This window comes from Marinobacter sp. AL4B (assembly GCF_019916045.1).
Classification (GTDB): Bacteria; Pseudomonadota; Gammaproteobacteria; order Pseudomonadales; family Oleiphilaceae; genus Marinobacter.
Window position 1 is genome coordinate 824,937 of sequence record NZ_JAILWZ010000013.1, and the last position, 12,830, is coordinate 837,766.

11 protein-coding genes are annotated in these 12,830 nt (G+C 54.4%); 7 read left to right on the top strand and 4 right to left on the bottom strand.

From position 1 onward, the window contains the following. Nucleotides 1–19: 19 nt before the first annotated feature. Entirely contained in the window at nucleotides 20–1,378 is a 1,359-nt protein-coding gene (locus K5L82_RS14145) for a hypothetical protein (protein WP_223134587.1), read from the bottom strand. A gap of 224 nt (nucleotides 1,379–1,602) precedes the next feature. On the opposite strand from K5L82_RS14145, the gene K5L82_RS14150 reads away from it, so the two are divergent. Together K5L82_RS14150 and K5L82_RS14155 are read left to right on the top strand one after the other, a co-directional pair. Continuing rightward, nucleotides 1,603–2,601 (top strand): LysR family transcriptional regulator, encoded by a 999-nt coding sequence (locus tag K5L82_RS14150; RefSeq protein WP_133006992.1) that lies wholly within the window; start codon nucleotides 1,603–1,605, stop codon nucleotides 2,599–2,601. A gap of 164 nt (nucleotides 2,602–2,765) precedes the next feature. Further along, nucleotides 2,766–3,905 (top strand): DcaP family trimeric outer membrane transporter, encoded by a 1,140-nt coding sequence (locus tag K5L82_RS14155; RefSeq protein ID WP_223134588.1) that lies wholly within the window; start codon nucleotides 2,766–2,768, stop codon nucleotides 3,903–3,905. A 128-nt stretch (nucleotides 3,906–4,033) separates the two neighbouring features. On the opposite strand, the gene K5L82_RS14160 is transcribed toward K5L82_RS14155, so the two are convergent. Next, complete coding sequence (locus K5L82_RS14160; RefSeq protein ID WP_133006990.1) at nucleotides 4,034–4,813, bottom strand: IclR family transcriptional regulator C-terminal domain-containing protein; 780 nt, start codon at nucleotides 4,811–4,813, stop codon at nucleotides 4,034–4,036. 196 nt (nucleotides 4,814–5,009) lie between these two features. On the opposite strand from K5L82_RS14160, the gene K5L82_RS14165 reads away from it, so the two are divergent. Genes K5L82_RS14165 through pcaF form a run of 3 tightly spaced genes read left to right on the top strand, consistent with a single transcriptional unit; the run spans nucleotide 5,010 to nucleotide 7,812 of the window. Continuing rightward, nucleotides 5,010–5,828, top strand: coding sequence for a CoA transferase subunit A (locus K5L82_RS14165; RefSeq protein ID WP_223134589.1), 819 nt, complete (start codon nucleotides 5,010–5,012; stop codon nucleotides 5,826–5,828). After that, on the top strand, nucleotides 5,825–6,601 hold the full coding sequence (locus K5L82_RS14170; RefSeq protein ID WP_133006988.1) for a CoA-transferase subunit beta: 777 nt from the start codon (nucleotides 5,825–5,827) through the stop codon (nucleotides 6,599–6,601). Before K5L82_RS14165 ends, K5L82_RS14170 begins: the two co-directional genes overlap by 4 nt. 8 nt (nucleotides 6,602–6,609) lie before the next feature. Further along, a complete protein-coding gene (pcaF, locus tag K5L82_RS14175) occupies nucleotides 6,610–7,812 on the top strand; it encodes a 3-oxoadipyl-CoA thiolase (RefSeq protein WP_223134590.1) in 1,203 nt (400 codons plus the stop codon). A gap of 55 nt (nucleotides 7,813–7,867) precedes the next feature. On the opposite strand, the gene K5L82_RS14180 is transcribed toward pcaF, so the two are convergent. Continuing rightward, entirely contained in the window at nucleotides 7,868–8,851 is a 984-nt protein-coding gene (locus tag K5L82_RS14180; RefSeq protein ID WP_262492660.1) for a CobW family GTP-binding protein, read from the bottom strand. A gap of 74 nt (nucleotides 8,852–8,925) precedes the next feature. Further along, nucleotides 8,926–10,128, bottom strand: a complete 1,203-nt coding sequence (zigA, locus tag K5L82_RS14185) for a zinc metallochaperone GTPase ZigA (RefSeq protein WP_223134591.1) — start codon at nucleotides 10,126–10,128, stop codon at nucleotides 8,926–8,928. 198 nt (nucleotides 10,129–10,326) lie between these two features. Here zigA and K5L82_RS14190 point away from each other — a divergent pair, with 198 nt between their 5' ends. Both K5L82_RS14190 and K5L82_RS14195 read left to right on the top strand, forming a co-directional pair. Beyond that, entirely contained in the window at nucleotides 10,327–11,631 is a 1,305-nt protein-coding gene (locus tag K5L82_RS14190) for a hypothetical protein (protein WP_262492661.1), read from the top strand. An 82-nt stretch (nucleotides 11,632–11,713) separates the two neighbouring features. Further along, the gene (locus K5L82_RS14195; RefSeq protein ID WP_223134592.1) at nucleotides 11,714–12,829 is read left to right on the top strand and encodes a hypothetical protein; all 1,116 of its coding nucleotides are present in this window, start codon (nucleotides 11,714–11,716) and stop codon (nucleotides 12,827–12,829) included. The last annotated feature ends 1 nt before the right edge of the window (nucleotide 12,830 follow it).

Sequence of the window (12,830 nt, forward strand, 5' to 3'; positions counted from 1 at the left end):
CTCCACAGTGCTTAAATACTTACGAAGTCTGTCCCAGTATGGGAGCAGCAAGGACGAGGGCTGCGCAAAGACCGCCGCTCAATCCCAAAAAGAGAAATGAATACTTAAGGTTCCAGCCGTAGGCAGCTATGCGCGCGTGATACCCTGTGAACCGTTCCAAAAGCAGGGCATTCGCCGAATACGGTGTGCCCGCAATGGTGATGCCCCACCCCGTAACCATGCCGAGACCCAGTGCAACGAGACTGGCTTGCGGCCAGATCGGCCCCATCACGCCACCAATCACTGTGGCAGTGACAATCGGATTAACCGCCACCATTCCCCCCAGGTAAAACACCCAAGGGATGCAGCACGCCGCCAACGAATACGCTCCGGCTGAAAGAGCAAAGTCATCGCCCAGTGAATTCAACGCCGTGACGGCCAACGCGCCCCCTAGAAACGACGCTCCTCCCATAATGGCGAGCTCATTAACCACATTCGCCAGAGTAGGCAACCGGGCAGTACCCGTGGACACGCGCCGGACCAGCAGACACAGGGCCGCTACGGTTAAACAACTGATAGTCACCGCTTGTGAATATCTCAGGCCGGCCCAGGTATTAAATGCAAAAGCTTCCAAGGAAACGAACAGCGCGAGGCCAATAAAGCGGGCCCAGGCCCCCAGAGCCTCGGCTGCGTCTTCTGAACCCGACTCAACCATCTCGATGCTGTCTTTACCCGACGTTTCCTTCTCACGGAACCAGATGCCCATCATCAGATAAATCACCGCAAACGGTATGCTCCAAGCCAACAAACTCCAGCTCGCCAATCCAGGCAATAATGTAACGGTCATAACCACCGCTACAGACAATGGTGATCCCATCGGCGAGGCTCCGAACCCACGAATAACCGCTCGCGCTGCGTTCCGCGAGGCCGCGTCGTCACCCGATAGCTTTACCCGGGCACCAATCATCGAGGCGACCAAGCCGACAGAACCGAAGTTCAGGGGGATCGCCAAAATACCCGTGCCAAAGCTCAGGCCCATATACCGACTGGAAGATTGACCTCTAAACAAACTGCGGGAAATCACCTCCAGATCTTTAGAAGTGCCAAGAACGCCGGATAACACCATAACCGATAAAATTAACCCAACGATCCCGGCCATACTCTGCATTGCGCTGCCCAGGACCCTGGGATCAAAAGCCAGCGCCAAAACGGTGACGATCAGAATTAACGTCGCAATGGTTCGAGCAACCGGACGCAGTAAACCCCACCCGAGAAAAATGGCGGCGCAGGCCAGAATCACGGTGATGGCTGCGCTGGCTGGCAAAAAAACAGAAGCGCCGAAAAACAGAGCTAGGTAAGCGATGCCGGATCGGAACTGCGAAAGGGTGAATGCTGCCATCATACGATCGATGAAAAACCGAGAGCCGCTCGAAAGCCACTTAACCTTTCATTTTCTCTGTCTAGGTTCTGGTTATCCATCGTGTCGTCTCGCCGATCTTTTTAGGTATGCCGGCACGATAACACTGGGAACAGAATGCCACTATTATATACTTTATATATCTGCCATTTAATTAATGTATAGCTCGGTGACCCCTACCCTCCCCGAGCCGCAAGGAAACCACCATGGCCTTCCAGTTAAAAATTGATCTCCGGCAACTGAATACTTTTTTGACCATTGCCAACACCGGAAGCTTCAGTAGAGCCTCCGAAAAACTGTTTACAGCGCAACCCGCTTTAAGTCGACAAATCCGGCTGATGGAGGAAGCTCTGAATGTGGAAGTGTTTGTTCGGCACGGCAGGGGCGTCATTCTGACACCCGCGGGTGAGCTGCTCTACGAAAAAGCGGTCACCATTTTTCAGGATTTGGAGCGGACTCAGGCATCCGTGTCGGCCATTGCCGGTGAAGTCACCGGGCAGGTGGTTCTCGGCATACTGCCGACGGCCGCACACACATTTTCCGGCGGAATCATCGAAGAATTCCGTCGCAATTATCCACAGGTCAACCTCGCGGTTAAATCAGCGATGAGTGGCACCTTGCAGCAACTGGTGGCACAACATCGCGTTGATCTGGCAATTACCTATAACGACGGCAAACAAAAACACCTGAATTACACCCCACTCATCGACGAGCGCTTTTATCTGATCGCCCCTCCTAAAAGCGAGGTGGCAGAACGTCAGGACATATCACTGAGTGAAGTTCTGGAGCTACCTCTGGTGATGCCGGAAGAAAAGCACGGGCTTCGGGAGTTGATGGAACGAGAAGCCATGCGCCAGCAACAAAAACTTGAGCTGGCAATCGAGGTCAACGCTTGGCCACTGATGACCGATCTGGTTAGACGCGGGCTCGGATACACGGTTCTTTCTTATGCCTCAGTTCACGAAATGGTGGGTCGCTCGGAAGTGGTCGCCATCCCAATTGTTACTCCGGAGTTGTACCGGTCACTCGCGATCGTAACGCCGAAAGACCTGCCTCCATCCCTTGCCACCCTTAAGCTGGCAGAAACCGTGCGACACCAGGCAACCCAACAGATTGAAAAAGGCATTTGGAAAGGTCGAGCCCTGCTTGCCATAAACCAGCAAGATGATGCCGTTGTTCGCAACGACGAGAATCCCAGCCACTAACGAGGCCCAACTTATATAATTAATATATACACATTATCTAAATTAGATAATGGTGCGAAGTCTATAACACTGATAGCTTGCTGCCCGCTCTAACAACGGCACCTTAGCCCTTGGCGTCCGGTGCTCTAAAAACAGAAAAAATAACACTTTGTAAGGCAGCAACGATGAAAAAAAACAAGCTATCCCTGGCAGTAAAACTTTTTTCCGGTGCATTGCTTTTGGGCACCGCGAGCGCCGCCAGCGCCGTCGAAATCCAGACCGACGACGCCACTGTAAACATCTACGGCTACGCCCGTCTTAATGCCTCCTATGATATCAATGAAGACATCAGCAAAAGCACAGGTACTCGCTCAGGCGATTTCAGCCAAGTAAATACCGGATCGGCGGAAGACGACGAGGTGAGCGGCTATTTTGGTGCAGATGCTGTTCAATCACGTCTTGGTGTCACCACCACATTGACCAGCGGTGTAAAAATTAACGTGGAAGGCGATTTCCGGGGTGGTACCAGCGGAGGTCAGTTCCGCCTGAGACATGCTTACGGCCAATACAAAAACTGGTTAGTAGGCCGCACTTGGTCAAACTATAACAGCTTCGTGGGCAACACCTCGGTGCTGGAAATGGACGGCGTTGCGGGCAATGCTGGCCTGTATAACCGTACGGCTCAGGTTCGTTACACCACTGGCGGCCTATCTCTGGCTGTAGAGGATCCGAAATCCAAGATTGAGGGCCAGCCATCCAAAACTGGCTTCCCAACACTGACAGCGCGTTATGAAAACAAGAGTGGTCGTCTGAGTTATGCCACTTCAGCGTTGTTGCAGGAGGTCGGTTACGACACAGGCAGCGACGACGACTCCGCCATTGGCTTCGCCGTGTTTACAGCCGCCAAATTCCAGCTGACAGATACGGTCACGATCCAGGGTAATGTGAATTATACCGATGGCGCTAACGGCTATCTGTGGCGTTCAGGCACCAACTACTACGGCGAAGACGCCTATCTGAACGGTGATAGCGTGGAAACCATTGTTGGCTATAGCGCCAATCTGGGCACCACGATCAAAGTTGGGCCGGGTAGCCTTAGTGCTGTTTACGGCATGACTTCGATGGATTGGGACGACGCTGCTGATGATGGTCTTGACGTCAACGACAAGCACGAGCGCAACACCAACGCCTTCCTGACCTATAAATGGAGTCCGGTAAAAGCCGTCACGCTCGGTGTTGAATATGGCCGCTACGAAGTGAAGAAGGTCAGTGGCGACGAAGGCGACGCAAACCGCTTGATGTTCGCCGCTCAATACAACTTCTAGCCCCCTCCGCCTCCCAAAGTGGGGGCTTTGCCTGGACAGGCTTTCTGCTCTGTCCAGGCTTTTTTCCAAGCACTGATCACTAGCCAAGCACCATCGGCCCATACGATCCTGGAACCCGGGCTAAGGTATTACTGTGTGGCCCGCTGTACCGATTGTGCTGCGTCCTGCAACCGTGGCAGATAAACGCTGATCAACGTCTGCCTATCGACCCGAGCGGCATTGGTGCTGATATTAATCGCCCCGAGAAGCTCCCCGCTGCCCGAAAACACCGGCACGGCAACGGAACGGAGACCTGAATCCAGTTCTTCATCGACGATGGCATAGCCTTGTTCACCCGCTTTATCGATGGCATGGCCCAGCGCCGCTTTATCGGTAATAGAGGCCTCGGTGAAACGCTCCAGCTGGACCCGGTCTAGAAAAGCAAGCCGTTCCGGTTCCGGCAACTGCGCCAACAATACCCGCCCCATTGACGTGTAGGCTGCTGGCAGTCGCGTACCTACCGACAGAGTAATCGCCATCAAACGGTGCCGCGCTGCAGACCGCACCACGTAAACCACGTCGTCTCCATCCAGCACGGCCAGAGACGAGGATTCTCCCAGCTCTGCGGTGATGTCTTCCAGGTACTGCTGGATAACCGTCCGGTACTGATTCGACGCCTGATAGGCATAACCCAGCTGTAAAACCCGAGGGGTGAGTTCGAACTGCCGACCGCTGCGCTTTACAAACCCAAGCGCATGCAGGGTCAATAAAAATCGCCGCGCCTTTGCCCTGTCCATGTCTGTGCGCGCGGCCACCTCTGTCAGGGTCATTCGTGGAGACTCCGAGTCAAAAGCCTGAAGTACCTCCAACCCTGATGCCAATGCTCCTACGAAATCCCTATCCCCGGGCTTAAGAATCTGCTCGTCCATTTTCGCTCCTTCAATGGGCTTCGGTGTAAATAGCAGCTCAGGATACCAGATAGTTCGCAATGCGAACATCTGTTGATATTTTCCCATTCGTCGCATTTTACTCTTGACGAAGAAATCCAAATCACGACATCATGTTCGCATTAAAAACTTATGTTCGTATTACGAATTGGCATTATAACGTACTGGAGACACCGCAATGGCTGAATTTCTTTCCCTACGGGAAGCCGTGAGTCGTTATATCCACGACGGTGACGCGGTCTGCCTGGAGGGATTCACTCACCTGATTCCGTTCGCAGCCGGCCACGAAATCATCCGTCAGGAAAAACGTGAACTGACCCTCATCCGCATGACCCCAGACCTGATTTATGACCAGATGATTGGTGCGGGCTGTGCAAAAAAACTGATTTTCTCGTGGGGCGGCAATCCCGGTGTAGGCTCGCTTCATCGAATGCGGGATGCGGTGGAAAGAAACTGGCCCAATACGTTGGAAATCTTTGAGCACAGCCACGCGGCCATGGCCTGCGCCTATGAAGCAGGTGCCGCGGGCCTGCCATTCGCTGTTTTACGTGGTTACGTCGGCAGCGACCTGCCAAAAGTAAATACCCAGATAAAATTCATCAATTGTCCGTTCACTGATGAACGCCTGGCCGCTGTGCCATCTGTTCGTCCAGACGTTGCCGTCATTCATGCCCAGCGCGCTGACCGAAACGGTAACGTGTTGATCGAGGGCATTGTTGGTATTCAAAAAGAAGTCGTTCTGGCAGCCAAACGCAGCATCGTAACAGTCGAAGAAATCGTCGATGACCTTGGCGCCTCCGTTAACGCATGTGTGCTGCCTGCCTGGGCAATAACCGCCATCGTTGAAGCGCCCAAAGGCGCAAGCCCGTCTTATGCCTTGGGTTACTACGACCGAGATAACGCCTTCTACAAAAGTTGGGATGAGATCGCCCGTGACCGGGAAACCTTCCTGACCTGGCTTCAACACAACGTCTTCGAGAAAGGAGCCGCATCATGAACCTTGAGTTTACCTCCTCGGAAATGATGAGCGTCACTGCTGCCCGAGCATTGACCAACGATATGACGTGCTTCGTTGGCATTGGTCTTCCTAGCGAAGCAGCCAACTTGGCACGCCTGACCCATGCGCCCGACATCACTCTGATCTATGAATCCGGCACACTGCAAACCAAGCCCGACGTACTTCCCCTATCCATTGGTGACGGAGAATTATGCGAATCCGCTCTGACCACCGTAGCTGTGCCCGAAATGTTTCGTTATTGGCTACAGGGTGGGCACATCAGCGTTGGCTTTTTGGGCACGGCCCAGATCGACCGCTATGCCAACCTGAATACGACCTTGATCGGCGACTATAGAGAACCAAAAATACGTCTCCCCGGTGGCGGAGGCGCTCCAGAAATTGCCACCAACGCGAAAGAAGTCTTCATTACCATGAAGCATTCCAAACGCTCGTTCGTAAAGGACGTGGATTTTGTGACGACATTGGGTTTCGGACGAGACGGAAAAGCTCGGAATAAGGTGCCCAATATCGGGCGTGGCCCCACGATTGTCATCACCGACTTGTGCATTCTTAAGCCAGACCAGGAAACCAAAGAGTTGGTGGTTACGTCCCTGCATCCAAACGTGACTCGGGAACAGGTGATCGAGGCCACGGGCTGGGAGATCCAATTTTCGGATCGACTAGAAACCACTCCCGAACCGACCCCAAAAGAACTAAACGTCCTGCGTGATCTAAAGGCACGCACGAACGCCCACCATGCCAGCCAATTGTGAGGTTTAATATGACTGACGTTTTTCTCTGCCATCCGCGCCGTTCGGCGATCGGCCGCTTTGGTGGCACCCTAGCCAGCGTTCGCCCAGACGACCTCGCGGCACATATCTTTAAAGCAGTTTTGCAGGAAGCCCCAGAACTAAACCCGGCCGCTATCGACGAAGTGATGATGGGCTGCGCCAACCAAGCCGGTGAAGATAACCGAAACGTGGCGCGCATGTCAGCGCTACTCGCGGGGATGCCCAGCTCAGTACCGGGCACCACGCTCAACCGGTTATGCGGCTCCGGCATGGACGCCGTAGGCACCGCTTTCCGTGCCATTCGTGCCGGAGAAATGGAATTGGTTTTGGCGGGTGGCGTGGAATCCATGTCTCGCGCCCCTTACGTGATGGGCAAAGCAACGTCTGCCTATTCCCGAGGGCAGATGATCGAAGACACCACCATCGGCTGGCGCTTCATCAACCCACTGATGAAAAAGCAGTACGGCACCGACTCCATGCCGGAGACAGCAGAGAATGTTGCCGAACAATTCCATGTATCGCGGGAAGATCAGGACCAGTTCGCTTTCCGGTCTCAGCAGAAAACCGCTCGAGCACAGAACTTAGGAATGTTCACCGAAGAAATTGTGCCAATCTCCATTCCGCGCCGGAAACAAGACCCCCTCATTTTCGACACCGATGAACATCCGCGCGAAAGTTCATTGGAAAAACTTGCGGCCCTGCCAACGCCCTTCCGTGAAAACGGTAGTGTCACCGCGGGCAATGCTTCAGGCGTTAACGACGGCGCTGCAGCCATGTTGGTTGCTAGCCAAGAAGCCGTAGATAAACACGGCCTCAAGCCAATGGCGAAAATCTTGGGCATGGCCACCGCGGGTGTAGAACCCGGCATTATGGGTATCGGGCCAGTGCCTGCGGTTAGAAAACTGCTGGAGAAACAGGGGGTCAGCATCGATGAAGTCGACGTCATCGAACTGAACGAAGCCTTCGCCGCCCAAGGTCTGGCCGTTCTGCGTGAGCTGGGCGTCGCCGACGATGACCCAAGAGTGAACCCCAACGGCGGCGCTATCGCACTGGGGCACCCACTGGGCATGTCCGGCGCCCGTTTGCTGATGACCGCAGCCTACCAGCTCCAACGCACGGGCGGGCGCTATGCCGTTTGTACGATGTGCGTGGGTGTCGGCCAAGGCATTGCGACACTGATTGAAAGGGTGTAACCCAAGACCCTTTCCGTCATTTTAAGCAGTGGGTCGTGCCTCCTTTGGCCCACTGCTAGTCGACAGCAGCTGCCCGAAGCTGATGATCCAGATCGTTTTGGTCGAGCGTATGACTGATCACTTCCAGCCGTGATTCATCGGTGGGCTCGGTTTCCAGTAGGGTCAGTGAACCTTGCACGGCATTGAACATCCACCAGCCATCGGTTGTATTCACCACTCCTTTAAAGCGTTCAAATCCCTCGTTGCAAGCCAAGCTTTGCAGAGCGGTCAGATCAAACACCGTGTCTTTATGGATGCGCCAGCCCATACTGGTATAGCCATCCCCTGTATTGAAATACGACTGCCAGGGCTCATCCACCAACGATGGTTTTTCAGCCAGAGCTTTGTCGTGGTGATGATGGTGAGCTTCTGGAAACCGAGGCGAAAGCTGGTCAGATTCCCCCGCCAACCATGCCAGAGGAAGCTGCCCTCCGCTGATTTTTTCGATGCGCCGCTTTGCCGGTTGCCAGTCACTCGCCCAAGCATCAAACCGGGCTAGCTGTTCGGGTGTGCACAGATCGACTTTGCTCGCCACCAACAACTCCGCTACGGCTACCTGATCATGAAACTGCCGGCTGGCAAGCACTCGCTCGTCTTCGAGCCGGCGCGGATCAACCAGGCAAACGGATGTAGAAAGGTTCAAGACATCTCGATAAAACTCCCCCGTCAGTGTTTCGATCACCTGTGCCGGATGACCCAGCCCGGTTGGCTCAATGAACAACCGATCCGGGCGTGAAAAACTGATCAGGCTGTTGAGCCCCATCTGCATCGGCAGGCCCGACACGCAGCACATGCAGCCGCCAGGCACTTCTTTCACCGCGACACCGTGATTCGACAGCATGGCGCCATCGATGCCCACCTCGCCAAACTCGTTAACCAGCACCGCCCAGCGCTCGCCATCCGGCTTTTGCTTCATCAGATTAAGAATTGCCGTGGTTTTGCCAGCGCCGAGAAAGCCAAGCACCAGGTGAGTGGGAATACGTGTCCGGATGTCTGCCATGGGTTCGTCGTTCTCTTCTTACAATCCATTGATGTGTGCGAGTCTAGAGGCTCATTGATCGTCTGAGGGCTCGGTTACTCCCAGATTGGGAACGGATCATTCAGGGTTTGCCAGAAGGCTTTCCCCGCCAACAACTGTTGTTCATCCAAAAGGCAGTCGTCCAGCTCGCGAGTCACAGCCGCCTGATCGATGTTCTGGCCAATAAAAACCAGTTCCTGGCGCATATCACCGAAGGGCTCAACCCAGGTTTCCATAATAGAGTTACGGTACTCGGTATCCTCCGGCCAATTTTCCTTCGGCACGGCTTTCCAGAACATGCCGACGAACCCGTGCCGCGCCATACCGCCTGCTTGGCTCCAGTGGCCCGCATACTCTGGTCGAGTGGCGAGCCAAAAGTAGCCCTTGGAACGTATCAGTTTGCCATTAGAAACGGGTTGATGCAGAAATTCATAAAATTTCGCCGGATGGAACGGGCGCCTAGCACGGTAGACAAAGCTGGAAATGCCATATTCCTCGGTTTCCGGGATGTGTTCGCCCCGCATTTCCTTTAGCCAACCCGGCGCCTGCTGCGCGCGCTCAAAACTGAATCGACCGGTATCCAGCACTTTATCCAGTGGCACCGCGCCCTGCTCAATGGCAACGATCTCCGCCTCTGTATTCAGACTTCCCAGCACGCCCTTGAGTCGCTCCAGTTCTTCTGGAGCAACCAGATCGGTTTTGCTGATCAACAAGATGTCGCTGAATTCAACCTGATCCACCAGAAGGTCTGCGACACTGCGCTCGTCTTCTTCGCCCAGACTTTCCCCTGCTTCCTGCAACAATTGCGCTTCATCGAAGTCCTTGAGGAAGTTCATCGCATCCACAACGGTGACCATGGTATCGAGACGGGCGATGTCAGACAGACTGATTCCATCCTCATCCGCGAAGGTAAACGTTTCCGCTACCGGCAAAGGTTCCGAAATTCCCGTGGATTCAATAACCAGACAATCGAAGCGGCCCTCGTCCGCCAGCCTACGCACCTCTACCAGCAAATCCTCACGAAGTGTGCAGCAAATGCAGCCATTACTCATCTCAACCAGCTTTTCCTCTGATCGATTCAGGGTGACTTCTTGCTGGACCTGGGCAGCATCAATATTGACCTCGCTCATGTCGTTGACAATCACGGCCACCCGACGTCCTTCGCGATTGTTCAGGATGTGGTTCAGAACGGTGGTTTTGCCTGCGCCAAGAAATCCTGACAATACCGTTACCGGAAGGCGCGTATCTTGAAGGTTCATTTTTTGTCTCCGTGTTGCGTTAGCTGTTCCGCACTGAACGTTGCTTTACATTAATAATGTTATAACATAACATTTCCAACTCTTCGGCGATACGCCCTTTAAGGATCAACAAACCTTCGACACCCCACACCTGGTGTTTGGCCTTGATGGGTTTTCCATATGCTTTATTGCAACGTTATAACATGTATTGGAGATTGTATGACTTACCCACCTAAACCACTCTCGTCTGCTCAGCGCCCTTTGGCTGCTTCGTTGGTATTGGCCTCAGCCACATTGCTGTCTGCTTGCGGTGGAAGTGACAGCAGTTCAGACGACGCCCATACGGAAATAAGCATTGAGACCGGCGGGCGCCTCGCCTTGTTTGATTCCGATGCATCGGCGCTGAAGTTTCTGAACTTAGACGACGCCCAGGTACTGACTTCAATGAGTATCGACGGCGGTTCCCCAAGCCTCTATGCCTCACCGGATAACCGGTATGCCATTGCTATTCAACGTGAAGACGATCGAGTGTCGTTTTTTGATAGCGGGCTTTATACCGAAGATCATGGCGACCATCTGCACGACTACGCTGAAACGCCCAGCGCGCTGTCCCTGACGCTGAATAATCACAAGCCGACTCACTACACCGCGGGCGACTCCTACGGTGTGGTTTTCTTTGACGGCGGTGCCGCTGCCAGCTCAAAAGTAACCGTTTTCTCTGATACCACTTTGGGAAATAACGCGACCCTCTCCAGCCTTGAACTTGAGAACAACATGCACGGCGTTGCCAAGCTGATCGACGGTCACCTGTTCGTGACTTACCGGGATAGTGCCATTACCGACACCACGCTCCCTGCCGCCGTCGAGCGTTACCACCTTGATGGTTCCAATTTCGAATTCGAAGAGCGCTACGGCGAAGCCTGCCCGAAACTTCACGGTGCCGCCGAAAACGCTCACAGTCTCGGGTTTGGTTGCGGTGACGGCGTACTGGTGATCGACCTCCACTCACCCGGCTATCCCGCAACCAAGCTGGCGAATCCTGAAGGTCTTGACGCACCGGCTCGCATTGGCACCCTCGTTGGCAACCACGACGTCGAAGAGTTGGTCGGTATTGCGGGAAACCGATTCTTCGTCATCGACCCGGAATCAACGAGCGCTGTTTATCGTGAACTGACCATTGGTGAAGGCGTGGGACGGCTTGCCCAAGGCTTCACCACCCATGGTGAAGTGTTCTATGTGCTTGGTGATGACGGCGGCCTGCGACTGTTTGATCCTGCCGATAGCTGGGCGCTACTTAACACAGTTCCGTTAATCGACGCGCCCACCGACGGCGATACCTTGGCCACAGCCGTTTCAGCAGCCCAAGAGCGTCTGTTCGTGTTGCACAACCAAACGGTGATCGAGGTGGATACGTCCACCGGCCAAATCGTTCGAACCATCACGCTCGATTTTGAGGCCTCTTCCATTGCGTGGCTGGGGCTAACCGAGGAAGCCCACCATGACGATGATGAACACGATCACTAACGTTCCCACCCACCCTTTATGAACCTCCCAGGGCAGCTCGGTGCATGCCGGCCTGCCCTGCTGCGTTAACGTTGGAGTATTTATGATTCGCCGTACGATTTCTTTGACCGCCCTTGCGCTGACGCTGCCCGCAGCCGGAGCCGTTGCAAACGAATTAAACCCCGATGTGAGCCTGACCCTGGATGGCTATTACAAGCAGAATGACACCGCGCTGTCACACCGGGACCAAGGCTTTGGTCTCGGCCATACCGAACTTTCCTTATCTTCCCCCATCGATGATCTGTTCTCTGGGCGATTGACCGCCGTTTTCGAGGAACATGACGGCGCGAGTGAGGTGTTGGTTGAAGAAGCTTACCTGCAGACCAACGGTTTGCCCGCAGGGCTCAGTGTTCGCGCAGGTCGCTTCCTTTCGCAGGTGGGCTATCTCAACGGCCGGCATATGCACGAAGATGACTTTGTCGAACGACCGGCCGCCTACCGTGCGTTATTAGGAAGCCACTACTACGATACCGGCCTGCGTGTGAATGCCCTGTTGCCTGTGCCGTTTTTCTGGCAAGTCGGCGCAGAAGCATTCGGTGGCAACGAGCTCTCAGAAGGCGACGAGGATATCGGAGTCTATACCGTGAACACTCGGGTCGGTGGTGACCTTTCTATCTCCCAAAGCTGGCAGGCGGGGCTGTCCTATCTGCACAACCGTCAGACTCGTGTCGAGAGCAGCGAAACAGAAGATCACCACGACGACCATCACGATGATCACGATCACAGTCACGGTGCCTCCTACACCGGTGAGAATCTCTACATAGCCGATGTCGTTTGGAAATGGTCACCGAATGGCAACAACCGTGAGCAGCAGGTGACGCTCAGCGCAGAATACCTCTATGCCGATGACCTGAACGAATTCGCGACTTCCGATGACGATCACGAAGGCTGGTACGTGTCGGGTGTTCACCAATTTTCCCCACAGTGGTCTGCGGGTGTCCGGTATGGTGAGGTAGAGCTGAGTCAAGCCCACGGTGACCACTTCCACAAGCAAGACCTGCAAGAAACGGACGTCATGCTGAGCTGGTCACGCTCCCACTTTTCAACCGTCAGGCTTCAATACACGCATCAGTCCGCAACCGGGTTTAGCGATGCGGATAACACCGTGGCGATACAATATGTGATGTCGCTCGGTGCGCACGGCGCCCATGGCTATTGAT

Coding starts and splice junctions, on each gene's coding strand:
- K5L82_RS14180 (WP_262492660.1), bottom strand. CDS start 8,851: ATGGCAGACATCCGGACACGTATTCCCACTCACCTGGTGCTTGGCTTT.
- K5L82_RS14145 (WP_223134587.1), bottom strand. CDS start 1,378: ATGGCAGCATTCACCCTTTCGCAGTTCCGATCCGGCATCGCTTACCTA.
- pcaF (WP_223134590.1), top strand. CDS start 6,610: ATGACTGACGTTTTTCTCTGCCATCCGCGCCGTTCGGCGATCGGCCGC.
- K5L82_RS14195 (WP_223134592.1), top strand. CDS start 11,714: ATGATTCGCCGTACGATTTCTTTGACCGCCCTTGCGCTGACGCTGCCC.
- K5L82_RS14155 (WP_223134588.1), top strand. CDS start 2,766: ATGAAAAAAAACAAGCTATCCCTGGCAGTAAAACTTTTTTCCGGTGCA.
- K5L82_RS14165 (WP_223134589.1), top strand. CDS start 5,010: ATGGCTGAATTTCTTTCCCTACGGGAAGCCGTGAGTCGTTATATCCAC.
- K5L82_RS14160 (WP_133006990.1), bottom strand. CDS start 4,813: ATGGACGAGCAGATTCTTAAGCCCGGGGATAGGGATTTCGTAGGAGCA.
- zigA (WP_223134591.1), bottom strand. CDS start 10,128: ATGAACCTTCAAGATACGCGCCTTCCGGTAACGGTATTGTCAGGATTT.
- K5L82_RS14150 (WP_133006992.1), top strand. CDS start 1,603: ATGGCCTTCCAGTTAAAAATTGATCTCCGGCAACTGAATACTTTTTTG.
- K5L82_RS14190 (WP_262492661.1), top strand. CDS start 10,327: ATGACTTACCCACCTAAACCACTCTCGTCTGCTCAGCGCCCTTTGGCT.
- K5L82_RS14170 (WP_133006988.1), top strand. CDS start 5,825: ATGAACCTTGAGTTTACCTCCTCGGAAATGATGAGCGTCACTGCTGCC.